The following is a 21,773-nucleotide window of genomic DNA, read 5'->3' as shown; positions in this document are numbered from 1 at the left end:
CCTCGCACCGGGTGTGCAAACGGATCGTCGTCGGACCGTCCGGGAGCCCGGTACGCCTGGGGCGGGGGCTTTCGCGTGGCATGTCGGGGGGACGGTCGGACGTCTTGGGCGGGGCGCCTGTGACGTCGCGCGGTCGCCCAGCAGTCGGGCGACCCTGTTGTGGCGACGGACCTTCGCACCGGCTGCGCAGCGAGTCGTCGTCGGACCGTCCGAGAGCCGAGTACGCCTGGGACGAGGGTTTTCGCGGCATGCCGGGAGCATGGTCGGACCTCTTCGGCCTGGTGCGCCCGTGACGTCGTGCGGTCGCCCAGCGGGGGGCGATCCTGCTCTGGCGTCAGGGCCTCGCACCGGGTGCGCAACGAATCGTCGCCTGGCCGCTGTCGTACGCAATGAAGCGCTCACCGGCGCGCAACGGCTTCTTCTTGCTGGTCGTGGCGCCGCGACCGTACCTTCTAGGTGGCCCCCAAAAGTATCCGCACCGGTGAGGAACCCGCATGCGCACCGCCCTGCTCCAGAGCTCCGGCCGTCCCGGATCCGTCGCCGAGAACCTCAAGGTCCTCGACGCGGCCGCGGGCCGTGCCGCCGCCGCGGGCGCCGGGCTGCTGGCCGCGCCGGAGATGTTCCTGACCGGCTACGCGATCGGCGACGACATCGCGCGCCTGGCCGAGCCGGCCGACGGCGAGTCCGCCGACGCGGTCGCGGAGATGGCCGCCCGGCACGGCATCGCGCTCGTCTACGGTTACCCGGAGCGGGACGGTGAGACCGTCCACAACTCCGCGCAGCTGATCACCGCCGACGGCACGCGGCTCGCGAACTACCGCAAGACCCACCTCTTCGGCCCCGCAGAGCGCGAGCACTTCACCCCCGGCGAGCAGTCGCTCGTCCAGGCCCGGCTCGGTGGCCTGACCGTGGGCCTGATGATCTGCTACGACGTCGAGTTCCCGGAGAACGCCCGCGCCCACGCCCTGGCCGGCACCGACCTGCTCGTCGTGCCGACGGCGAACATGCACCCCTTCCAGTTCGTCGCCGAGGCCATGGTCCCGGTGCGTGCCTGGGAGAACCAGATGTACGTCGCCTACGTCAACCGGGTCGGCCCGGAGGGCGAGTTCGAGTTCTTCGGACTTTCCGCCCTCGCCGGCCCCGACGGCATCGCCCGCACCCGCGCCGGCCGCGGCGAGGAACTGGTCGTCGCCGACGTCGACCCCGCCTTCCTCGCCGCCTCCCGCGAGGCCAACCCGTACCTGAAGGACCGCCGCCCCGGTCTGTACGGGTCCCTGGTCTGAAACAGCCCCAACGCCCTGTCTGTGCAAGGAGTCCGTACCCCATGACGTCCACCGTGCCCAACGCCGTCGAGCATGCGGACGAGCAGCAGCTGCCGCCGATCACCATGTTCGGCCCGGACTTCCCGTACGCCTACGACGACTTCCTCGCCCACCCGGCGGGCCTCGGCCAGATACCGGCGACCGCCCACGGCACCGAGGTCGCGGTCATCGGCGGCGGACTGTCGGGCATCGTGGCCGCGTACGAGCTGATGAAGATGGGCCTGAAGCCGGTCGTGTACGAGGCCGACCGGATCGGCGGACGGCTGCGGACCGTCGGCTTCGACGGCCAGGGCACCGAGGGCCTGACCGCCGAGATGGGCGCGATGCGCTTCCCGCCCTCCTCCACCGCCCTCCAGCACTACATCGACCTGGTGGGCCTGGAGACCCGTCCCTTCCCCAACCCCCTTGCCGAGGCGACCCCTTCGACCGTCGTCGACCTCAAGGGCGAGTCGCACTACGCCGAGAGCATCGACGACCTGCCGCAGGTCTACCGCGATGTCGCCGCCGCCTGGAACACGTGCCTCGAAGAGGGCGCCGACTTCTCCGACATGAACCGCGCCCTGCGCGAGCGGGACGTGCCGCGCATCCGTGAGATCTGGGCGCGGCTGGTCGAGAAGCTCGACAACCAGACCTTCTACGGCTTCCTCTGCGACTCCGAGGCCTTCAAGTCCTTCCGGCACCGGGAGATCTTCGGCCAGGTCGGCTTCGGCACGGGCGGCTGGGACACCGACTTCCCCAACTCCATCCTGGAGATCCTGCGGGTCGTCTACACCGAGGCCGACGACCACCACCGGGGCATCGTGGGCGGCTCCCAGCAGTTGCCGCTGCGCCTGTGGGAGCGCGAGCCGGAGAAGATCGTCCACTGGCCCTACGGCACCTCGCTGAAGTCCCTGCACGTGAACGGCGAGCCGCGCCCCGCCGTGACCCGGCTGCACCGCGCGGCCGGCAACCGGATCACGGTGACCGACGCGAACGGCGACATCCGCACCTACAAGGCGGCGATCTTCACCGCCCAGTCCTGGATGCTGCTGTCGAAGATCGCCTGCGACGACTCGCTCTTCCCGATCGACCACTGGACCGCCATCGAGCGCACCCACTACATGGAGTCCAGCAAGCTCTTCGTACCCGTGGACCGCCCGTTCTGGCTGGACCAGGACGAGGAGACCGGCCGGGACGTCATGTCGATGACACTCACCGACCGCATGACGCGCGGGACCTACCTCCTGGACGACGGTCCGGACAGGCCGGCGGTCATCTGTCTGTCGTACACCTGGTGCGACGACAGTCTGAAGTGGCTGCCGCTGTCCGCGAACGAGCGGATGGAGGTCATGCTCAAGTCGCTGAAGGAGATCTATCCGAAGGTCGACATCCGCAAGCACGTCATCGGCAACCCGGTGACCGTGTCCTGGGAGAACGAGCCTTATTTCATGGGCGCGTTCAAGGCCAACCTGCCGGGTCACTACCGCTATCAGCGGCGCCTGTTCACGCACTTCATGCAGGACCGGCTGCCCGAGGACAAGCGGGGCGTCTTCCTCGCCGGCGACGACATCTCGTGGACGGCCGGCTGGGCGGAGGGCGCCATCCAGACCGCGCTGAACGCGGTCTGGGGCGTCATGCACCATCTGGGCGGCGAGACCGACGCGGCCAACCCGGGACCGGGCGACGTGTACGACGAGATCGCGCCGGTCGAACTGCCGGAGGACTAGACACCGGCTGCGCGGATCCCCTCGTGGACCTCGGCGGCCAGGTCCTTGAGCTCCTCGGCGTCCCGGGCCGTGCCCTGGAACTCGAAGAACTCCGGGTGATCCGGCCCTCGTACCTCACCGGATCCGGACCCCGCACGGCCCGGCGCACGTGGATGATCTCGTCCAGGACCGGGCCGCGCTCCTCGAACGGTGTCACGCCGGCGGCCGCGTACGGGAAGGGGTTGTGCAGCGGGGTGACCAGGATGCTGGTGCCCGCTCGGCCCGCTCGGTCGCCGCGGCGGCGAGGGTCAGAGTCACCAGGGGGTCCTGGACCCCGCGGTACAAGTCGGGCCACGCCAGCCCCTCGATGCCGGACAGGCCCTGGGTGGCGGGCTCGGGGCACCTAATCCGGCAGTGGTGTCAGCAGCATGCGGCCGGCGAAGCCGACGGCGGTGTCCAGCCGTTCGGTGAACTCCTCGGCCACGTCCGGGAGCCGGCGTAGCGCCCACAGGGCCCGCGCGGCCGTCCAGGTGGCGTCCCGGGCGCGCTCCAGGCTCCAGGAGCCGAGCAGATGGGTCAGCGGGTCGGCGATCTGGAGCAGGTCGGGGCCCGGCATCAGATCCTCGCGGATGCGCTCCTCCAGGGAGACGAGGAGCTCGCCCACGCGGTCGAACTCGTCCTCCAGTTCGGCAGGTTCGCAGCCCAACGTACGACAACTGTCCACCACGGCGAGCGCCAGGTCGTGGCCGATGTGCGCGTTGATGCCCGCCAGCGCGAACTGCAGGGGACGTACGCCGGGATGGCGGCGGAACTGGAACAGGGGGCGCCAGCAGGCGGGCGGGCGGCGGTCGTCGGCCACGGCCTCCACGGCCGCGAGATAGCGCTCCGCGAACCGCACGTCCAGCGTGATCGCCGCCCGTGGGTCGGTGAAGCCGCCCAGGTCGATGTGCCGGTCGACGGACTCGGTGACGGCGAGGTAGACGCGGTTGAAGACGGCGAGGCCGTCCCGTTCGGGCAGCCTCGCGTCCAGGGCGCGCATACGGGAGACGACCGTGTCTACGGATGTGGTGAAGTGTTCCCATTGCGCCATGGGGGAAGGGTCCCAGTCCTAGGCTGACGGGAGCGCCGTCGGGCCCTGTGCTTCCCCGGAACGGGGGAACGCGCTCGCGGCGGGGGGAGGGAGGAGCGACGCCGTGTCAGGCTTGCGTGCCCGGCGCCTGGCGGCCCGCAGGGCCGAGCGCCGGCGTGCCGCCCGGCGGGGTGCCATGGTCGCCCTCGCGTATGTCGTGGTCGCCACCGGCACCGTGACCGGCATGATGTCCGCCTTCGACGACCGGCGGGGCGCGGGCACCGGGGCGGCGAAACCGGAGGTGACCGGATCGCCTGCGCCGGAGCAGGTGTCCGCGACACCGACGGTCGCCAAGTCGCCGTCTCCCGTGCGGAGTTCACCGAGGACCAGCAGTCCGGCGCCCATCAGGACGAAGACGAAGGAGAGCCCGCGACCGCCGACGGTGTCCGCCCGTCTCTACCTGCACCCCGACTCCGAGGTCCTCGACTGGGTCCGCGCTCACCCCGGCGACCCGCGCACCCCGCTCATCGAGTCCCGGATCGCCGACGAACCGGCGGCCGTGTGGTTCGCCGACCCCACACCCGCGACCATCGCCTCCCGCGTCCGCGCGGTCACCTCGGGAGCCGCCGCGCAGGACCGGGTGCCGGTCCTCGTGGCGTACGCGATACCCGACCGCGACTGCGGGGGCGCCTCCCAGGGCGGGGCGCCGGACCTCGCCGCCTACGACGTGTGGATCGACTCCTTCGCGACCGGTCTGGGCCGGGGCGAGGTCGTCGTCGTCCTGGAGCCCGACTCGATCGCCCAGTCCGACTGCCTCTCCGGAAGCGAACGCACCGCCCGCTTCGCCTCCTTGGCCCGCGCCGGCCGCGTCCTGAAGAACGCCGACCCGAAGGCCCGCGTGTACTACGACGCCGGGCACTCCGGCTGGAACCCGGCCGACAAACAGGCCGACCTGCTGAGACAGGCGGGCGCCGCCTCCCCCGACTCCTCCGACGGGATCTTCAGCAACGTCTCCAACTTCCGCACCACGGCCGACGAGATCGCCTACGACCGTACGGTCCTCGCCGACCTGGGCGGCCCCGCCGGCCTCGGTGCCGTCATCGACACCAGCCGCAACGGCAACGGCCCCCCGCCCGACGGACAGTGGTGCGACCCGGCGGGCCGCGGGATCGGGCGGGCGCCGACGCTCAGCACCGGCGAGGCGCGCATCGACGCCTATCTGTGGGTGAAGCTGCCAGGGGAGTCGGACGGGTGCAAGGGGGCGCCGGGGACGTTCAGTCCGTCGTACGCCTACGACTTGGCCTCGTCGTAGGAGGACGTGCCCTCGTCCAACAGCGGCTCCCGCGACTTGAGGTGGGGCGGGGCGAAGGCGCGCAGCGCGTGGTAGCCGGTGATGACGACGAGGGTGCCGAGGGCGATGCCGCTGAGGGAGAAGGTGTCGGTGAACTTCATCGTCACGTTGCCGACGCCGATGATGATGCCCGCCGCGGCCGGGACCAGGTTGAGCGGATTGCGCAGGTCCACCCGGGCGTTGGTCCAGATCTGCGCGCCGAGCAGGCCGATCATGCCGTACAGGATGACGGTGATGCCGCCGAGGACACCGCCCGGGATCGCGGCCACGACCGCTCCGAACTTCGGGCAGAGGCCGAACAGGAGGGCGAAGCCGGCCGCGGCCCAGTAGGCGGCGGTGGAGTAGACGCGGGTCGCGGCCATCACGCCGATGTTCTCGGAGTAGGTGGTGTTGGGCGGGCCGCCCACCGCGGTGGACAGCATGGAGCCGACGCCGTCGGCCGAGATCGCCGTGCCGAGCCGGTCGTCGAGCCGGTCGCCGGTCATCTCGCCGACCGCCTTGACGTGCCCGGCGTTCTCGGCGACCAGGGCGATCACGACCGGGAGCGCGACGAGGATCGCCGACCACTGGAAGGTGGGCCCGTGGAAGGACGGCAGGCCGATCCAGTCCGCCTTGCCGACGCCGGAGAGGTCCAGGCGCCAGTGGTCGGTGACCCTGCCGCTCGCGTCGATCGAGTGGATCTTCCCGAAGATCCGGTCGAAGGTCCAGGAGATCGCGTACCCGAAGAGCAGGCCGAGGAAGATCGCGATGCGTGAGAAGAAACCGCGCAGACAGACCACCGCCAGGCCGGTGAACAGCATGACCAGCAGGGCGGTCCACTGGTCCTGCGGCCAGTAGGTCGAGGCGGTCACCGGCGCCAGGTTGAAGCCGATCAGCATGACCACCGCACCCGTGACGATCGGCGGCATCGCGGCATGGATGATCCGCGCGCCGAAGCGCTGCACGGCGAGCCCCACCAGGAACAGCGCCAAGCCGACGACGAGGACCGCACCGGTGACGGTGGCGCTCGTGCCGCCCTGCGCGCGGATCACGGCCGCCACCCCCACGAACGACAGCGAGCAGCCCAGATAGCTGGGCACCCGGCCCCGCGTCGCCAGCAGGAAGATCACGGTGGCGACGCCCGACATCATGATCGCGAGGTTGGGGTCCAGGCCCATCAGCACCGGCGCCACGAAGGACGCGCCGAACATCGCGACCACGTGCTGGGCGCCGAGCCCGATGGTGCGCGGCCAGGAGAGCCGTTCGTCGGGCCGTACCACCGCTCCGGGCGCGGGCGTCCGCCCGTCTCCGTGCAGTTTCCAGCGCACGCCGAGGTCCATGGGGGGAATCGCTTTCTCTGTACATGAAGTTCTGTCCGGACCATTGTCACGGCTACCTCGGGGTTCTACGCTCGCACGGTCCTACTCATGAACTGTGTTCACATTTCTGACCGTCCGTTCGATGGATCGGAGTGCCAGATGAGTGGAAGATCCCGCGCGGCCGTTCTGCTCGCCGCCGTGGTGACCGTCGGAGCCGCCCTCGTCCCCTCCGCACACGCGAGCCCCAAGACCCCCGACACCGCCGTCCTCGACGGCGGCCGACTGCAGCAGACGAAAGCCCGCCTCGACCGCGGTGATCCCCAACTGCGCCGGGAACTGCGGACCTTGACGAGCCGCGCCGACACCTGGCTGAACCAGGGTCCATGGACGGTCGTCGACAAACCCAAGCCCGCCCCCGGCGGCGACGTCCACGACTACCTCAGCCAGGCCCCCTACTGGTGGCCCACCACGACCCCGACCGCCGACAATCCCTGGGGCTGCCCGTACGTTCAGCGGGACGGACAGCGCAACCCCGAGGTCGACAGCGGCACCGACCGCCAGGACGTCGAGAAGGTCTTCGACTCGACGTACGACCTCTCGCTCGCCTGGTACTACACCGGCAGGCGGGTGTACGCCGAGAAGGCCGCGCAGGTCCTGCGCACCTGGTTCCTGGATCCGGCCACCCGGATGAACCCGAACCTGAACCACGCCCAGTTCATCCCGTGCAAGTACGACGGACGCGCCATCGGCATCATCGACTTCTCGCAGTCGTACACCAGCGTCCTCGACGCCCAGGCCCTCCTGGCCACCGGGGCGCCGGGCTGGAGCGCCAAGGACCGCACCGCGATGGGCAAGTGGAACGCCGACTTCCTCGGCTGGCTGAAGAACAGCGCCTTCGGCGAGCAGGAGGGCGCCGCCGCCAACAACCACGGCACCTTCTACGACATGCAGCTCGCCGCCCTCGCGTATGCCACCGGCGACCGGGCGCTGGCCCGGAAGACCGTCCTGGACGCGCGCGCCAGACGCATCGATCCGCAGATCGCCGCCGACGGCAGCCAGCCGCAGGAGCTGACCCGCACCCGCAGCTGGCACTACTCGACCTTCGACCTGGTCGCCTACACCCGGCTCGCGGCGATCGGCCGGCACGTCGGCGTGAACCTGTGGGCCTATCACGGGCCGGACGGACAGGGCGTCCAGAAGGCCGTGGACTTCCTGCTGCCCACCGCGACCGGATCCGCCGCCTGGCCGTACCCGGAGCTGGAGTTCCACCGCTACGCGGCGAGCGACGTCGTGCACGCGGCGGCCGACGCGGGGGACAAGGCGGCCCAGAGGGCCGTCACGAAGCTGGAGACGCCCCCCGGCGGTGACCTCTGGGAGCTGCGTCCGGCAGCCGAGCAGCTGGACTCCATAGCGGGCTGACCAGGACCTTCCCGACCGGGGCTCCTGAGCGTCCGCTTAGGATGGAGTGTCCCCACCGCTTCACCCTTGACGCTCAGGAGCCCCACCCGTGACCGCCGAAGCCCCGATCGCCCCCGCCCTGTCCCACGGCCGGCTGATCCCCGTCACCGTCCACTTCGACGACCTCGACGCGCTCGGCCTCCTCCACAACGCCCGCTACCCGCTGATGGTGGAGCGCGCCTGGGCCGAGCTGTGGCAGGAGCACGGCATCCACTTCGCGGGCGACTGGACGGCGGCCGGCGACGCGTGCAACGCCGTCAGGGAGCTCCGCGTCGGCTACGAGGCCCCGGTCACCCGGCCCGGCACCTACGCCGTCCACCTCTGGTTGGAGCGGCTCGGCACCACCGGCCTGACCTACGGCTTCCGGTTCTGCTCCGAGGACGGCGCGGTCACCTACGCACAGGGCACCCGGGTCCTGGTCCGGCTGGACCCTCGGACGATGCGCCCCGCTCCGTGGAGCGACGCCTTCAGGGCCGCGGGTCGGGAACTGCTGCGCTCGGCGGACTGACCTTCGACAGGTTGCGCTCGCCGGTCCTGAGCACCCCGGCGAAGGCCGCGAGCCCGCCGGCCAGCACGGTCACCAGCACGAACGACACCACCAGGCTCGTCGCCTGCGCCACCCCACCGATCAGGCTGGGCGCGATCAGGCCCGAGGTGTAGGTGATGGTCGCGACGCCGGCGATCGCCTGACTCGGATTCGGGCCGCTGTGCCCGGCCGCCGCGAAGCACAGCGGTACGACGACGGCGATGCCCAGCCCGAGCAGCGCGAAGCCCCCCATCGCCACGACCGGTTCGCCCGCGACGACGATGAGCAGACCGCCGAGAACGGCCAGGACACCGCCGGCCCGGACGGTGCGCACCGCGCCGAAACGGTTGACCACCGCGTCGCCCACCAGCCGCGCCACCGCCATGGTGAGCATGAACCCGGTCGTGCACGCTGCTGCGAGCCCCGCCGAGGTGTCCAGCTGGTCGCGCAGGAACACCGCCGACCAGTCCAAGCTCGCGCCCTCCGCGAACACCGCGCAGAAGCCGACGGCACCGATGAGCAGGGCGGACCTGGGCGGCAGCGCGAACCTCGGCGGGGGCTCCTCGTCCTCGGCGGGCTGCAGGTCGAGCACCCAGGTACAGGCCAGCAGGCCGAGTGCGGTGAGGGTCACCGCGGCGAGCGCGAAGTGGACGCGGGCGTCCGCGCCGAGGTGCGCGGCGAGCGTGCCGCCCGCCGAACCGATCAGGGCGCCCGCACTCCACATGCCGTGCAGACCGGACATGATCGACTTGTTGAGACGCTGCTCGATCTCGACGCCCAGTGCGTTCATGGCGACGTCGGCCATGCCCGCGCTCGCACCGTAGACGAACATCGCCAGGCACAGGGTGAGCATGTTCGGGGCCAGCGCCGGCAGGATCAGGGACAGGGTCCACATCGCGATCAGCCCGCGCAGGGCCGTACGGCTGCCGAAGCGGTGGCTGATGCGGCCCGCCAGCGGCATGGCGCAGGACGCGCCGAACGCGGTGAAGGCGAGCGCGAAGCCCAGCTCGCCCGCGCTGAGGTGGGCGTGCTCCTGGACCCAGGGAACGCGGGTGGCGAACGAACCGGTGACGGCGCCGTGCACGGTGAACACGGCGGCCACGGCGTACCGGGCCCGCCTCACCTCGTGCCGGTCGTACACCACGTCACACATTCTCGGCCCTCCCGTCGCCGCTCCGTTCCCGCTCGCGCCCGATAAACTATCAGGAACCCTGCCTGATAAATAGGGGATTACTGGCCGCACGGGACCCCGGGCCTCGCGCCCGCCCGTCCCGCGATCTGGAAGGATCCCGGCATGCCCGCATCCCCGAGCACCGCCCGGGCCATCAACGACCGGCTCGCCCTGCGTCTGCTGCAGCAGGAAGGCCCGCTGACGGCGGCGCGGTTGAAGCAGCTGACCGGACTCTCCAGGCCGACGGTCGCCGACCTCGTCGAGCGCCTCACCGTGTCCGGGCTGATCACCGTGGTCGGCGAGGCGGGCGAGGTGCGGCGCGGGCCGAACGCGAAGCTGTACGGCATCGTCGCCGACCGCGCCCATCTGGTCGCGCTGGACGTCCGTACGGAGGGTGTCTCCGTGGTCGTGTCCGACCTGGTGGGGCGGGTGCTCGCGGAGGCGTCGATGCCGATCGGGGGCGACACGGGGACGGGGCCGGCGGTGGAGCGGACGGTCGCGCTGGTGGAGCGGGTGGCCAAGGAGGCGGGGGCGGACCGGCTGCACACGGTCGGGATCGGCGCGCCGGGTCTGATCGACCCCGCCACGGGGGAACTCCGTGACTCGACGGGCCTGCCGGAATGGCACCGCCAACTGGTCGCCGCCCTTCAGGAACGGCTCCCCGAGGCGCGCGTCAGCATCGAGAACGAGACCAACCTGGCGGCCCTGGCCGAACAGCGCGACGGCACCGCCCGGGACCGCGACACCTTCGTCCTGCTGTGGCTCAGCCACGGCACGGGCGCCGCCGTGGTCCTGGACGGAAAGCTGCGCCGGGGCGCCTCCGGAGGCACGGGCGAGATCGGCTTCCTGCCGGTCCCGGGAACGGCGGGACTGCCGTCGGCCACGGACTGCGAGGGCGGTTTCCATTCGCTGGCGGGGGCTGCGGCGATCGGCAGGCTGGCGGAGGAGTGGGGGATGCCGGTGCCCTCCGGCAGCGATGGTGACCGCTTCGGTGAGGGGACGAACGGGGCAACGGTGGCGGCGCTGGTACGGGGCGCCGCGGCGGCGGTGCGGGAAGGTGCCGGGGCTGACGGGGGTGGGGCGGTTGCTGGTTCTGGGGTGGTGGTGGGGCAGGCTGCGTCGTTCGTCGGCGGAGAGTCCGGCGGGGCTGATGCGGGTGGGGCGGTTGGTGGCTCTGGGGTGGTGGTGGGGGAGGCTGCGTCGTTCGTCGGCGGAGAGTCCGGCGGGGCTGATGCGGGTGGGGCGGTTGGTGGTTCTGGGGTGGTGGTGGGGGAGGCCGCGTGGTTGGCCGCTGGAGACTCAGATGGGGCTGACACAGGCAGGGCGGTTGCGGGTTCGGGTGCGGTGGCGGGGGAGGCTGCGTCGCCGGCCCCTGGCGGCTCGGGCGTGGCTGATGCAGACGGGGTGGTCGCCCCGCCGGGAGCGGAGGTGCCGGAGGCTGCGTCGTTTGCCACCGGAGTCTCAGGCGCTGCTGACGCGGGCGGGACGGCCGCTGCCGTTGGGCCGGCGGTGCCGGACGGGGTGACGCCTGCCATCGTCCCCGAGGCCGCCGACCGCTTCCTGGACGCCCTCGCCGACCGGCTGGCCATTGGTGTCGCCTCCGTCGTGGCGGTGCTCGATCCGGGGTGTGTCGTACTTGGCGGTGAGGTCGGACAGGCCGGGGGCGCGGAGCTCGCTGGGCGGGTGCAGGCGCGGGTCCGGCGGATGTCACCGCTGGCCACCGAGGTGCGGCCGAGTGTCCTGGGCGGCGCCGCCGTGCTGCGCGGTGCCCTGCTCACCGCACGGGACCACGCCCAGGACGAACTGTTCGCGCCGTCGGATCGGTGAGCGACGGCACGACGGCGAGCGGGACACCTCGGCCCCGCTGCGGTAACGGGCAGGCCTCCGCTCCGCTGAGGTGAGCGACGCTTCGGCCCTGCTGCGGCGAGCGTGTCGCCTGAGCCCCGCTGTGGTGAGTGGCATGCCTCGGCCTCACTACGGTGAGTGGGTCGCCTCGGCCTCGCTGTGGTGGGCGGGACGGCCTGGCCCGGCTGTGGTGAGTGGCATGCCTCGGCCTCACTGCGGTGAGTGGGTCGCCTCGGCCTCGCTGTGGTGGGCGGGACGGCCTGGCCCGGCTGTGGTGAGTGGCATGCCTCGGCTCCGCTGCGGTGAGCGGGTCGCCTCGGCCTCGCTGTGGTGGGCGGGACGACCTGGCCCCGCTGTGGTGAGTGGCATGCCTCGGCTCCGCTGCGGCGAGCCGGTCGCCTAAGTCCCACTGCGGTGAGCGGGACGCCCCGGCCCCGCTGCGGTGAGCGGCACGACTCAACCCCGCTGCCTCTCCAGGTACTCCTCGAACGTGCCCTTCCCGATGGCGTGTTCCGGCGCCAGATGGCCGCCGTCGCGGAACGCCCGATACGCCTTGCCCCACAGGGGGACGTTCAGCACCGCCCGCCTGCGCCCCGTCGCCTTCAGCCAGGCGCGGGCCAGCGAATCGAACGTGCGGATCTCGGGACCGCCCATGTCCGCGACGCGCCCCGCGGGCGCCGCCTGTGCCAACTCCGCCAGCCGCTCGGCGACTTCGGCCACCTCGACCGGCTGGTCCCGCACCCCGGCCGGCAGCAGCAGCACCGGCAGCTTCGCCAGCGCCCGGAACAACATCACCGGCAGATCGTGGAACTGCGTCGCGCGCAGCACCGTCCAGCCCAGCCCCGACTCCTCGATCGTCCTCTCCACCGCGAGCTTGGTCCGGTAGTACGGGAACGGCACCCGGTCGACGCCGACGATCGAGATGTAGAGCAGGTGTCGTACCCCGGCCCGCCGTGCCGCCGCGATCAGATGGGCGGCCGCCTTCTCGTCCCCACCAGTCTGCGTGGTCGCGCAGTGCACCACCGTGTCCACGCCCTCGACCGCCGCGTCCAGCCGGGCCCCGCCCTCGCGCAGATCGACGGCGTGGGGCGGGGTGCGCCGGCTGAGCACCCGTACCTCGTGCCCGTCCGCCCGCAGCCGCTCGGTGACGAGCCTGCCGAGGGTGCCCGTCCCACCGGTCACCAGAATCGTGGCCATGCTGTCCAACCCTTCCCGCGGCGGACGCCCCGGGGTGGAGCGCCCTTCGCCAGCTGAGACGAGGCAGCCCGCGCGAAATGTGACAGCCCCCTAGGAACGCGTGAGCTGACGCCTCACGAAGTCCAGCTTCTCCGGGTTCAGCACGATCCGCAGGTGGGCGATCAGACCGTCCCGCACCTCGAACGCGACCACGCCGGCGAGCGTGTCGCCCGCCCAGGCGGCCAGCCCGTACTCGCCGTTGATCTCGGTCGGCGTGAACTCCAGCCCCGCCGCGAACCGCTCGGCGCCGCCCACCGCGAGCCGGGCGACCTTGTCGCGCCCCTCGACCGGCCGCCGGGCCGCGCTGACCTTGCCGCCGCCGTCGCTGGACCAGGTGACGTCCGCCGTCAGCACCTTCTCCAGTCCGACCAGATCACCGTCCCGGGCCGCGGTGAGGAACGAGGTGACGAGTTCCGCCTGCCGCCCCGGCACCGGCTCGAACCGCGACCGGTCCTCGTCCACTCGCCGCACCGCCCGCCGGTACAGCTGACGGCAGTTGGCCTCGGTCAGGTCCAGCACGCCGGCGATCTCCCGGTGGCCGTACCCGAACGCCTCCCGCAGCACGTACACCGCCCGCTCGTTCGGCGTGAGCCGCTCCAGCAGGACCAGCATCGCCAGCGACACGGCCTCCCGCTGCTCCGCCGACTCCAGCGGGCCGAGCGTGCCGTCGGAGGTGATGACCGGCTCGGGCAGCCAGGTGCCGACATACCGCTCGCGCCGGGCCCGCGCCGAGGCCAGCCGGGTGAGGCAGAGGTTGGTGACGACCTTGGCGAGCCAGGCCGAAGGACGCTCGATGCCCGCGCGGTCAGCGCCGCTGAAGCGCAGATACGCGTCCTGCACCACGTCCTCCGCCTCGTCGGCCGAGCCCAGCATGCGGTAGGCAAGACCGAACAGCCGCGGGCGGTGCGGCTCGAAGTCGTCGGCGGTCGCGCTGCTCATGGCACCACCCTGCCAGAGCCCACCGACACCGCGGCTGAGAAGGCCCGGCGACGGGCAAGGGCCGTCGTCACCGCCGCCGGGCCCGTCCAATGGAGCCCTAAAGGACTAGACCAAAGGGTCCGGTAAACAGGCCGAGTTGAGAAGTACAGCGACACTCCTTGTGAGCCACCCCACACCGTTCGCCCGTATGGACGTCGATCGGGCGTGGCACACTGGCTCTGTACCAGAAGCAGCGCACTCCGGGGTCGGTGAAATTCCGAACCGGCGGTTACAGTCCGCGACCCGTCCGCTTCCAGCGGCCGGTTGACCAGGTGAAATTCCTGGACCGACGGTTAAAGTCCGGATGGGAGGCAGTGCGCGGCGGGCGGGCATTCGTGCGCGCCGCCGTATGCGCTCGTCCGTGTGGACGGGTCTGTCCGGCGTCGCCCCGGTGTTCTCGCTCGCTTATGTCGTCTTCGACAGCCCCGGAGTCCGTGCCCGAATGAGGCAGGAGGACCCGGGAAGTGTTCACCGGAATCGTCGAAGAGCTGGGTGAGATCACCGCCGTCGAGAACCTCGGTGACTCCTGTCGCTTCCGCGTGCGCGGCCCCGTCGTCACCGACGGCGCGAAACACGGGGACTCCATCGCCGTGAACGGCGTCTGCCTCACCGTCGTCGAGCACGAGGGCGACGAGTTCACCGCCGACGTCATGGCGGAGACCCTCGACCGCTCCAGCCTCGGCGCCATCGCCGTCGGCTCCCGCGTCAACCTCGAGCGCCCCACCGCCGTCGGCTCCCGCCTCGGCGGCCACATCGTGCAGGGCCACGTCGACGGCACCGGTCGGGTGCTGGAGCGCAAGCCGTCCGAGAACTGGGAGATCGTCAAGATCTCGCTGCCCGCGGACCTTTCGCGCTACGTCGTCGAGAAGGGCTCCATCACCGTCGACGGCATCAGCCTCACCGTCGTGGACGCCGGGCCCGACTACTTCACGATCAGCCTCATCCCCACCACCCTCGCCCTGACCACGCTCGGCCTCAAGCAGCCCGGTGACCCGGTCAACCTCGAGGTGGACGTGGTCGCCAAGTACGTCGAGCGCCTGCTCGCGAGCACGCAGGGAGCAGACCGGTGAACTGGCTGAACTCGCAGGCGTTCACCCTCCTCGGTCAGCACATCATCTGGTCGGACATGATCGGCAACATCCTCGGTCTGATCACCCTCGCCCTCGGCTGGCGGCGCTCCCTGCTGACCTGGCCGGTGCAGTTCCTCTCCGGCCTTGTCCTGTTCATCGCGTTCTACGGCCATCTCGCGGGCAGCGCCGGCAAGCAGGTCGTCGTCATGGTCGTCGCGCTGTACGGCTGGTGGCAGTGGAGCCGCACCAAGGGCAGGTCCGCCGACGGTCACATCACCCCGCGGTTCGCCACCTGGCGCGAACGCGGCGCGATGCTGGGCGCGGCAGCCGTCGGCACGGTCGTGGTCGCCCTGCTCTTCAAGGCCTACCCGTCCCTGTCCTGGGACCCCTGGCCGGACGCCTACATCTTCGTCGGCACGATCGTCGCCATGTACGCCCAGGCACGCGGCATGGTCGAGTTCTGGATCGCCTGGCTCCTCGTCGACCTCGTCGGCGTCCCCCTCAACTTCGCCAACGGCTACGCCTTCTCCGGCTTCGTCTACGTCATCTACGGCGCACTCGTCCTGTGGGGCATGCGCGACTGGTGGCTGCGTTCCCGCAACACACCGCAACCCGTCCTGGAAGGAGCGCCGGCATGACCGCCCACCCGTCTCCCACCACCGCCCCAAACGAGGCGCTACGCGCCGCCCCTTTGATCCCACCGATTCTCTACAGCACGGACGGCATCGAGGACTGGTCCCTCGACCCCGTCGAGCAGGCGATCGCCGACATCGCGGCAGGCCGCCCGATCGTGGTCGTCGACGACGAGGACCGCGAGAACGAGGGCGACCTCGTCATCGCCGCCGAGAAGGTCACCCCCGAGATCGTCGCCTTCATGATGAGCGAGTGCCGTGGCCTGATCTGCGCCCCCATGGAGGGCGAGGAACTGGACCGGCTGAAGCTCCCGCAGATGGTCGACGACAACACGGAGTCGATGAAGACCGCCTTCACGGTCTCCGTGGACGCCTCGGGCGCCCACGGCGTCACCACCGGGATCTCCGCCGCCGACCGCGCGACCACCCTCCAGTTGCTGGCGAGCGGTGACGCACAGCCCGCCGACTTCGTGCGCCCCGGCCACATCTTCCCGCTGCGCGCCCGGTCCGGCGGCGTCCTGACCCGCGACGGCCACACCGAGGCCGCCGTCGACCTCGCCCGCCTCGCGGGGCTGCGCCCGGCCGGCGCGATCGTCGAGATCGCCGGCGAGGACGGCCGGATGCTGCGCCTGCCCGAGCTGATCCCCTTCGCCCGCAAGCACGGCCTGACGATCATCTCCATCGAGGACCTGATCGCCTACCGCCGCAGCTCCGAGCCCACCGTCCGCCGCGAGGCCGAGACCCATCTGCCCACCGTGCACGGCGAGTTCAAGGCCTACGGCTACCGCTCCACCGTCGACGGCGTCGAGCACGTGGCCCTCGTCCACGGCGAGATCGGCGACGGCGAGGACGTCCTGGTCCGCGTCCACTCCGAGTGCCTGACCGGCGACATCTTCTCCTCCCTGCGCTGCGACTGCGGCCCCCAGCTGGGGGCCTCCCTGGAGCGCATCCAGACCGAGGGCAGGGGAGTGGTCGTCTATCTGCGCGGCCACGAGGGACGCGGCATCGGCCTGCTGTCCAAGCTGCGGGCGTACGAGCTCCAGGAGCGCGGCCGCGACACCCTCGACGCCAACCTGGAGCTCGGCCTGCCCGCCGACGCCCGGGACTACGGCGCGGGCGCGCAGATCCTCGAGGACCTCGGCGTGCGCAGTGTGCGCCTGATGACCAACAACCCCGACAAGACCGACGCGCTCGTCCGGCACGGGCTCAAGGTCGTCGGCCGGGAGCCGATGCCCGTACAGGCGGGCGAGCACAACCTCCGCTACCTGCGCACCAAGCGGGACCGGATGGGACACGACCTGCCCTGGCTGGACACCAACCCGGTGTCCACCTGCAGCAACCAGTAACCGCACCCCCAGCACATCCAGGAGACGAGAAACGTGAGCGGCAAGGGCGCACCGGAGCTGTCCGTACGCAATGTGGGTGACCTGCGGGTCGCCGTCATCGCGGCGCAGTGGCACGAAAAGGTGATGGACGGCCTGGTGGACGGCGCGCTGCGCGCCCTGCACGACCTCGGCATCGACGAGCCGACCCTGCTCAGGGTCCCCGGCAGCTGGGAACTCCCGGTGGTCGCCAAGGTCCTCGCCGGCCGCGGCTACGACGCGATCGTCGCCCTGGGTGTCGTCATCCGCGGCGGCACTCCGCACTTCGACTATGTGTGCCAGGGCGTCACCCAGGGCCTGACCCAGGTCTCCGTCGACACCGGCGTCCCGGTCGGCTTCGGTCTGCTGACGTGCGACAACGAGGAGCAGGCGCTGGACCGGGCCGGTCTGCCGGGCTCCAACGAGGACAAGGGGCACGAAGCGGTGACGGCGGCGGTGGCGACCGCGGCCACCCTCCGCTCAGTATCTGAACCGTGGCACTGAGGTAACCGGCCGTGGCGTAGTCTGACGCTCACCATGTCCAACAAGACGTTCGAGGAGCTCTTCACCGAGCTCCAGCACAAGGCCGCCCACGGCGATCCCGCCACTTCCCGCACCGCAGAATTGGTCGGCAAGGGCGTCCATGCCATCGGCAAGAAGGTCGTCGAGGAAGCCGCCGAGGTCTGGATGGCCGCCGAGTACGAGGGCAAGGAGGCGGCCGCCGAGGAGATCTCGCAGCTGCTGTACCACGTCCAGGTGATGATGGTCGCCCGCGGGATCTCCCTGGACGACGTCTACGCCCACCTGTGAGCCCCGCCTCGTTCCCACAAGAAACCCACGCGAAGGAAGCCGACCTCATGCTGCGCATCGCCGTCCCCAACAAGGGTTCCCTGTCAGGCCCTGCGGCGGAGATGCTGCATGAGGCCGGCTACCGGCAGCGCCGGGAGTCCAAGGAACTGCGCACCGTCGACCCGTCGAACGACGTCGAGTTCTTCTACCTCCGGCCCCGCGACATCGCGATCTACGTCTCCTCCGGTCAGCTGGACATCGGCATCACCGGCCGTGACCTGCTGATCGACTCCGGCGCCGAGGCCGAGGAGATCCTCCCGCTCGGCTTCGCCCGCTCCACCTTCCGCTTCGCCGCCAAGCCGGGGACGGCGAGCGGCGTCGAGGACCTCAAGGGCCGTACCGTCGCCACCTCCTACGAGGGCATCGTCGAGGGCCACCTCGCCGAGCACGGCGTCGACGCCTCCGTGGTCCACCTCGACGGCGCCGTCGAGACCGCCATCGAGCTGGGCGTCGCCGAGGTCATCGCCGACGTCGTCGAGACCGGCACCAGCCTGCGCAACGCGGGCCTGGAGGTCTTCGGCGAGCCGATCATGAAGTCCGAGGCCGTCGTCATCCGCCGCACCGGAGCCGACGGCGAGGAGCCCAAGGTGCAGCAGTTCCTGCGCCGGCTGCAGGGTGTCCTGGTGGCCCGGACGTACGTGATGATGGACTACGACTGCCGCGTCGAGCAGCTGGAGAAGGCCGTCGCCCTCACCCCGGGTCTGGAGTCGCCGACCATCTCGCCGTTGCACAACGAGGGCTGGGTCGCCGTGCGTGCCATGGTCCCGACCAAGGACGCCCAGCGGATCATGGACGACCTCTACGAGATCGGCGCCCGGGCCATCCTGACCACGGCCATCCACGCCTGCCGTCTCTGAGAGACCGTACGAGGACCGTACGAGATGTCTGATCTGCCCGCTCTCCCCGTCACCTTCCGGCCGGGCCGCACCCGGGCCGTCCTGCTCACCGGCGGCGTCGCGATCTTCGTGGTGATCACGACCGTCGCCATGCTCCTGGAGCAGCTCGGCCCCGGTGAACGGCTCAGCTTCATCCTCACCGGCGCGCTCCTCTTCGGTGTCCTGGCCATGCTCGCCCGGGTGAAGGTCGTCGCCGAGGAGTCCGGTGTCACCGTCGTCAACATCGTCAGCAGACGGCACCTGGAGTGGACAGAGATCCTCCATGTGAACCTGCGTCCCGGCGACCCCTGGGTCTTCCTCAACCTCAGCGACGGCACCAGCCTGCCCGCGCTCGGCATCCAGCCCGGTATCGCCAAGGAGCGTGCCATCGCCGACGCGCGTATGCTGCGCGCGCTCGCCGAGGCCCGCTCGACGAGGGATCTGCCGTAGAGACCCCTGTCTTGATTAATCTGTTGGCGGAGGCGTTTTCTCGCGCCTCCGCCGCCGACGTGCCCCACGGCCCCCAGCGGCCCCCTGCTACCCGAGGAGTGACTCCCTCCAGCGATGGACGGATCGTCCTGTAGTACCTGCGCCGCCCCCTCCCGACATACCGAGGCGGCGGCATCATGACCACCCCCCTGCTGCTCCTCGGAGCGGCCGTCCTGCTGATCCTCGCCAACGGCTTCTTCGTGGCCGCCGAGTTCGGGCTGGTCACGGTCGAGGCGACGGACGCCGAGAAGGCCGCCGCCGAGGGCGACAAACGCGCCCGCAGGGTCGCCGAGTCGCTGAAGGAGCTGTCCTTCCAGCTCTCCGGCACCCAGCTCGGCATCACCATCACCTCCCTGGTCGTCGGCATGCTCGCCGAACCGGCCCTGGCCGCACTGCTGCGCGGCCCCTTCACGGCCGTCGGCATCCCCGAGGGCGCCGTCTCCGGCATCGCGGTCGTCGTCGGCATGCTGCTGGCCTCCGCGGTGCAGATGGTGATCGGGGAGCTCGTGCCCAAGAACTGGGCGATCTCCAAGCCCATGCAGGTCGCCCGGTTCGTGGCCGGCCCGCAGCACGTCTTCGCACGTCTGTTCCGCCCGGTCATCGCCGCGCTGAACACCGTCGCCAACCGCCTCGTCCGCGCCCTGGGCGTCGAGCCCGCCGAGGAGCTGGCCTCCGCCCGCACACCGGGCGAGCTGGTCTCCCTGGCCCGGCACTCCGCGCAGGCCGGCGCCCTGGAACAGGACACCGCGGACCTCTTCGTGCGGACCCTGTCGCTCGCCGAGCTGACCGCGCAGCACGTGATGACCCCGCGGGTGAAGGTGAGCGCGCTGCAGTCCTCGGCCACCGCCGAGGACGTGGTCAATCTGACCCGCGCCACCGGCCTCTCTCGCTTCCCCGTCTACAAGGAGAAGATCGACGAAGTCGTCGGCATGGTCCACCTCAAGGACGCGCTGGCCGTCCCCGTGCACGACCGGCTGCGGACCCCCGTCGGCCGTATCGCCCGCCCGGCCCTGCTGGTCCCCGAGACCCTGCCGGTCCAGCCCCTGCTGGCGCAGCTGCGCAGCGAGCAGCCCATCGCGGTCGTCGTCGACGAGTACGGCGGCACGGCCGGGGTGGTGACCCTGGAGGACATCGTCGAGGAGATCGTCGGCGAGGTCCGCGACGAGCACGACGGGCAGGACGTGCCCGAACTCGCCGCCGCCCCGCCGGAGGACGGCAAGCCCGCCTGGGACGCCGACGGCAGCTGCCGGGTCGACATCCTGCAGCGCATAGGACTCGACGTGCCCGAGGGGCCGTACGAGACGGTCGCCGGCCTCGTCGCCGATCTGCTCGGCCGGATCCCGGCCGCCGGTGACAAGGCCGAACTGCCCGGCTGGCGGCTGACCGTGCGCCGGGTGGGCCACTACCGGGCCGAGCGCGTCCGGCTGGTCAGGACCGGGCCGGTCGTGGAGGTCGCCCGATGAGCGTGCTGCAACTCCTGTTCGCCGCCCTGCTGGTGCTCGCCAACGGCTTCTTCGTCGGCGCCGAGTTCGCCCTGGTCTCCGTCCGCCGCAGCCAGATCGAACCCCTCGGCACGGCCCGGGCCCGCCAGGTGCTCTACGGCCTCGAACGTCTGCCCCAGATGATGGCGGCGGCCCAGTTCGGCATCACCGTCTGCTCGCTGACCCTGGGCGCGGTGGCGGAACCCACGGTCGCGCACCTGCTGGAGCCGGTCTTCGAGTGGATCCACCTGCCCGACGGCATGATCCACCCGCTGGGTTACGTCATCGCGCTGGCCGCGGTCGTCTTCTTCCACCTCGTCATCGGCGAGATGGTCCCGAAGAACCTGGCGATGGCCGCGCCCGAGAAGGCCGCCCTGTGGCTCAGCCCCGGGCTGGTCTACTTCGCCCGGGTCTGCAGGCCGATCACCGTGACCCTCGGCGCCTGCGCCCAGGGCATCCTGCGGCTCTTCCGGGTCGAGCCGAAGGACGAGGTCGAGGCGGTCTTCACCAGCGAACAGCTCAACCGCCTGGTGGAGGACTCCGGACTGGCGGGCCTGCTGGACCCCGAGGAGCAGGAACGCCTGGAGGACGCCCTGGAGCTGGGTTCCCGCCCGGTGACGGACGTACTGCTGGGGCGCGAGTCGTTGATCACGGTCAGCCCCTCGGTCACCCCCGGTGAGATCGTCCGGCTCACCGCCCGCACCGGCTACTCCCGCTTCCCGGTCGCCGCGGACAACGGCGCCTTCATGGGCTACCTGCACGTGAAGGACGTACTCGACCTGGAGGACTCCGAACGGGCGGTGCCGCAGCAGCTGTGGCGCCCGATGACGACCCTCCGTGCCGACCTGCCCCTGGACGACGCCCTCACGGTCATGCGCCGAGCGGCGACCCACCTCGCCCAGGTCGCGGACGGCTCGGGCAAGGTGCTGGGGCTGGTCGCCCTGGAGGACGTACTGGAGCTGCTGGTGGGCGAGGTCACGGACCCGGCGCACCGGGACACACGGGAGGTCCGGGTGACGGAGCCGCGGGGGAGCGGGGAGCCTGAGGAGGCGCTGGCGACCTGATCGGTGCGGGGGC

The 21,773-nt window shown here is 71.2% G+C and carries 20 protein-coding genes, 1 pseudogene and 1 riboswitch; of the genes and pseudogenes, 15 read left to right on the top strand and 6 right to left on the bottom strand.

Annotated features, from left to right (window positions below; all coding sequences use genetic code 11):
* Nucleotides 1-494 precede the first annotated feature (494 nt).
* On the top strand, nt 495-1,283 hold the full coding sequence (locus ABZ453_RS30035) for a carbon-nitrogen hydrolase family protein (protein ID WP_359019648.1): 789 nt from the start codon (nt 495-497) through the stop codon (nt 1,281-1,283).
* 41 nt (nt 1,284-1,324) lie between these two features.
* A complete protein-coding gene (locus ABZ453_RS30030; RefSeq protein ID WP_359019646.1) occupies nt 1,325-3,028 on the top strand; it encodes an NAD(P)/FAD-dependent oxidoreductase in 1,704 nt (567 codons plus the stop codon).
* 79 nt (nt 3,029-3,107) lie between these two features.
* Here the strand turns inward: ABZ453_RS30030 and ABZ453_RS30025 are convergent.
* Together ABZ453_RS30025 and ABZ453_RS30020 are read right to left on the bottom strand one after the other, a co-directional pair.
* Nucleotides 3,108-3,406, bottom strand: a pseudogene (locus ABZ453_RS30025) (LLM class F420-dependent oxidoreductase); the annotation flags it as partial.
* Nucleotides 3,407-3,410: 4 nt separating this feature from the next.
* Nucleotides 3,411-4,097: a DUF5995 family protein gene (locus ABZ453_RS30020; protein WP_359019644.1), complete on the bottom strand. Its 687-nt coding sequence runs from the start codon at nt 4,095-4,097 to the stop codon at nt 3,411-3,413.
* 175 nt (nt 4,098-4,272) lie between these two features.
* Between ABZ453_RS30020 and ABZ453_RS30015 the strand changes: the two genes are divergently transcribed.
* Complete coding sequence (locus ABZ453_RS30015; protein WP_359019732.1) at nt 4,273-5,388, top strand: glycoside hydrolase family 6 protein; 1,116 nt, start codon at nt 4,273-4,275, stop codon at nt 5,386-5,388.
* On the opposite strand, the gene ABZ453_RS30010 is transcribed toward ABZ453_RS30015, so the two are convergent.
* Nucleotides 5,367-6,746, bottom strand: a complete 1,380-nt coding sequence (locus ABZ453_RS30010; protein ID WP_359019642.1) for a solute carrier family 23 protein — start codon at nt 6,744-6,746, stop codon at nt 5,367-5,369. The genes ABZ453_RS30015 and ABZ453_RS30010 overlap by 22 nt on opposite strands.
* Before the next feature lie 138 nt (nt 6,747-6,884).
* Between ABZ453_RS30010 and ABZ453_RS30005 the strand changes: the two genes are divergently transcribed.
* A complete protein-coding gene (locus tag ABZ453_RS30005) occupies nt 6,885-8,144 on the top strand; it encodes an alginate lyase family protein (protein ID WP_359019640.1) in 1,260 nt (419 codons plus the stop codon).
* 88 nt (nt 8,145-8,232) lie between these two features.
* Nucleotides 8,233-8,691, top strand: a complete 459-nt coding sequence (locus ABZ453_RS30000) for a thioesterase family protein (RefSeq protein WP_359019638.1) — start codon at nt 8,233-8,235, stop codon at nt 8,689-8,691.
* On the opposite strand, the gene ABZ453_RS29995 is transcribed toward ABZ453_RS30000, so the two are convergent.
* On the bottom strand, nt 8,651-9,862 hold the full coding sequence (locus ABZ453_RS29995) for an MFS transporter (protein WP_359019636.1): 1,212 nt from the start codon (nt 9,860-9,862) through the stop codon (nt 8,651-8,653). The two genes, ABZ453_RS30000 and ABZ453_RS29995, sit on opposite strands and share 41 nt — an antisense overlap.
* Before the next feature lie 141 nt (nt 9,863-10,003).
* Between ABZ453_RS29995 and ABZ453_RS29990 the strand changes: the two genes are divergently transcribed.
* Nucleotides 10,004-11,707: an ROK family protein gene (locus tag ABZ453_RS29990; protein WP_359019634.1), complete on the top strand. Its 1,704-nt coding sequence runs from the start codon at nt 10,004-10,006 to the stop codon at nt 11,705-11,707.
* 474 nt (nt 11,708-12,181) lie between these two features.
* Here the strand turns inward: ABZ453_RS29990 and ABZ453_RS29985 are convergent, their stop codons facing one another.
* Nucleotides 12,182-12,922, bottom strand: a complete 741-nt coding sequence (locus tag ABZ453_RS29985; protein WP_359019632.1) for an SDR family oxidoreductase — start codon at nt 12,920-12,922, stop codon at nt 12,182-12,184.
* 90 nt (nt 12,923-13,012) lie between these two features.
* Complete coding sequence (locus tag ABZ453_RS29980) at nt 13,013-13,900, bottom strand: RNA polymerase sigma-70 factor (protein WP_359019630.1); 888 nt, start codon at nt 13,898-13,900, stop codon at nt 13,013-13,015.
* A gap of 230 nt (nt 13,901-14,130) precedes the next feature.
* Nucleotides 14,131-14,261, top strand: a riboswitch (FMN riboswitch).
* A 142-nt stretch (nt 14,262-14,403) separates the two neighbouring features.
* On the opposite strand from ABZ453_RS29980, the gene ABZ453_RS29975 reads away from it, so the two are divergent.
* The 9 genes from ABZ453_RS29975 to ABZ453_RS29935 all read left to right on the top strand — a co-directional run bounded on the left by ABZ453_RS29975 (nt 14,404) and on the right by ABZ453_RS29935 (nt 21,760).
* Nucleotides 14,404-15,009, top strand: a complete 606-nt coding sequence (locus tag ABZ453_RS29975; RefSeq protein ID WP_359019628.1) for a riboflavin synthase — start codon at nt 14,404-14,406, stop codon at nt 15,007-15,009.
* Nucleotides 15,006-15,647 carry a nicotinamide riboside transporter PnuC gene (pnuC, locus tag ABZ453_RS29970; RefSeq protein ID WP_359019626.1) on the top strand — a complete coding sequence of 214 codons (642 nt, stop codon included), beginning with the start codon at nt 15,006-15,008 and terminating at the stop codon, nt 15,645-15,647. Before ABZ453_RS29975 ends, pnuC begins: the two co-directional genes overlap by 4 nt.
* Nucleotides 15,644-16,987, top strand: coding sequence for a bifunctional 3,4-dihydroxy-2-butanone-4-phosphate synthase/GTP cyclohydrolase II (locus ABZ453_RS29965; protein WP_359019624.1), 1,344 nt, complete (start codon nt 15,644-15,646; stop codon nt 16,985-16,987). The genes pnuC and ABZ453_RS29965 overlap by 4 nt, the downstream gene beginning before the upstream one ends.
* A 33-nt stretch (nt 16,988-17,020) precedes the next feature.
* Nucleotides 17,021-17,506, top strand: a complete 486-nt coding sequence (ribH, locus tag ABZ453_RS29960; RefSeq protein WP_208783466.1) for a 6,7-dimethyl-8-ribityllumazine synthase — start codon at nt 17,021-17,023, stop codon at nt 17,504-17,506.
* Nucleotides 17,507-17,539: 33 nt separating this feature from the next.
* Nucleotides 17,540-17,812: a phosphoribosyl-ATP diphosphatase gene (locus ABZ453_RS29955; protein ID WP_030946750.1), complete on the top strand. Its 273-nt coding sequence runs from the start codon at nt 17,540-17,542 to the stop codon at nt 17,810-17,812.
* A gap of 47 nt (nt 17,813-17,859) precedes the next feature.
* Nucleotides 17,860-18,708, top strand: a complete 849-nt coding sequence (hisG, locus tag ABZ453_RS29950) for an ATP phosphoribosyltransferase (protein WP_359019621.1) — start codon at nt 17,860-17,862, stop codon at nt 18,706-18,708.
* A gap of 24 nt (nt 18,709-18,732) precedes the next feature.
* Nucleotides 18,733-19,176 (top strand): PH domain-containing protein, encoded by a 444-nt coding sequence (locus ABZ453_RS29945; protein WP_358603346.1) that lies wholly within the window; start codon nt 18,733-18,735, stop codon nt 19,174-19,176.
* A gap of 176 nt (nt 19,177-19,352) precedes the next feature.
* The gene (locus ABZ453_RS29940; protein WP_359019618.1) at nt 19,353-20,678 is read left to right on the top strand and encodes a hemolysin family protein; all 1,326 of its coding nucleotides are present in this window, start codon (nt 19,353-19,355) and stop codon (nt 20,676-20,678) included.
* Nucleotides 20,675-21,760, top strand: a complete 1,086-nt coding sequence (locus ABZ453_RS29935; RefSeq protein ID WP_359019616.1) for a hemolysin family protein — start codon at nt 20,675-20,677, stop codon at nt 21,758-21,760. The genes ABZ453_RS29940 and ABZ453_RS29935 overlap by 4 nt, the downstream gene beginning before the upstream one ends.
* Nucleotides 21,761-21,773: the final 13 nt, after the last annotated feature.

The organism is Streptomyces sp. NPDC005799 (assembly GCF_040630525.1).
Taxonomy (GTDB): domain Bacteria; phylum Actinomycetota; class Actinomycetes; order Streptomycetales; family Streptomycetaceae; genus Streptomyces; species Streptomyces griseorubiginosus_B.
The sequence above is the reverse complement of the archived record's forward strand: the minus strand, read 5'-3'. Positions and strand labels throughout refer to the sequence as shown.

Excerpts from the sequence above, each read along its gene's own strand:
- ABZ453_RS30035 (WP_359019648.1), top strand. The coding sequence starts at position 495 with ATGCGCACCGCCCTGCTCCAGAGCTCCGGCCGTCCCGGATCCGTCGCC.
- ABZ453_RS30030 (WP_359019646.1), top strand. The coding sequence starts at position 1,325 with ATGACGTCCACCGTGCCCAACGCCGTCGAGCATGCGGACGAGCAGCAG.
- ABZ453_RS30020 (WP_359019644.1), bottom strand. The coding sequence starts at position 4,097 with ATGGCGCAATGGGAACACTTCACCACATCCGTAGACACGGTCGTCTCC.
- ABZ453_RS30015 (WP_359019732.1), top strand. The coding sequence starts at position 4,273 with ATGGTCGCCCTCGCGTATGTCGTGGTCGCCACCGGCACCGTGACCGGC.
- ABZ453_RS30010 (WP_359019642.1), bottom strand. The coding sequence starts at position 6,746 with ATGGACCTCGGCGTGCGCTGGAAACTGCACGGAGACGGGCGGACGCCC.
- ABZ453_RS30005 (WP_359019640.1), top strand. The coding sequence starts at position 6,885 with ATGAGTGGAAGATCCCGCGCGGCCGTTCTGCTCGCCGCCGTGGTGACC.
- ABZ453_RS29995 (WP_359019636.1), bottom strand. The coding sequence starts at position 9,862 with ATGTGTGACGTGGTGTACGACCGGCACGAGGTGAGGCGGGCCCGGTAC.
- ABZ453_RS29990 (WP_359019634.1), top strand. The coding sequence starts at position 10,004 with ATGCCCGCATCCCCGAGCACCGCCCGGGCCATCAACGACCGGCTCGCC.
- ABZ453_RS29985 (WP_359019632.1), bottom strand. The coding sequence starts at position 12,922 with ATGGCCACGATTCTGGTGACCGGTGGGACGGGCACCCTCGGCAGGCTC.
- ABZ453_RS29980 (WP_359019630.1), bottom strand. The coding sequence starts at position 13,900 with ATGAGCAGCGCGACCGCCGACGACTTCGAGCCGCACCGCCCGCGGCTG.
- ABZ453_RS29965 (WP_359019624.1), top strand. The coding sequence starts at position 15,644 with ATGACCGCCCACCCGTCTCCCACCACCGCCCCAAACGAGGCGCTACGC.
- ABZ453_RS29955 (WP_030946750.1), top strand. The coding sequence starts at position 17,540 with ATGTCCAACAAGACGTTCGAGGAGCTCTTCACCGAGCTCCAGCACAAG.
- hisG (WP_359019621.1), top strand. The coding sequence starts at position 17,860 with ATGCTGCGCATCGCCGTCCCCAACAAGGGTTCCCTGTCAGGCCCTGCG.
- ABZ453_RS29945 (WP_358603346.1), top strand. The coding sequence starts at position 18,733 with ATGTCTGATCTGCCCGCTCTCCCCGTCACCTTCCGGCCGGGCCGCACC.
- ABZ453_RS29940 (WP_359019618.1), top strand. The coding sequence starts at position 19,353 with ATGACCACCCCCCTGCTGCTCCTCGGAGCGGCCGTCCTGCTGATCCTC.
- ABZ453_RS29935 (WP_359019616.1), top strand. The coding sequence starts at position 20,675 with ATGAGCGTGCTGCAACTCCTGTTCGCCGCCCTGCTGGTGCTCGCCAAC.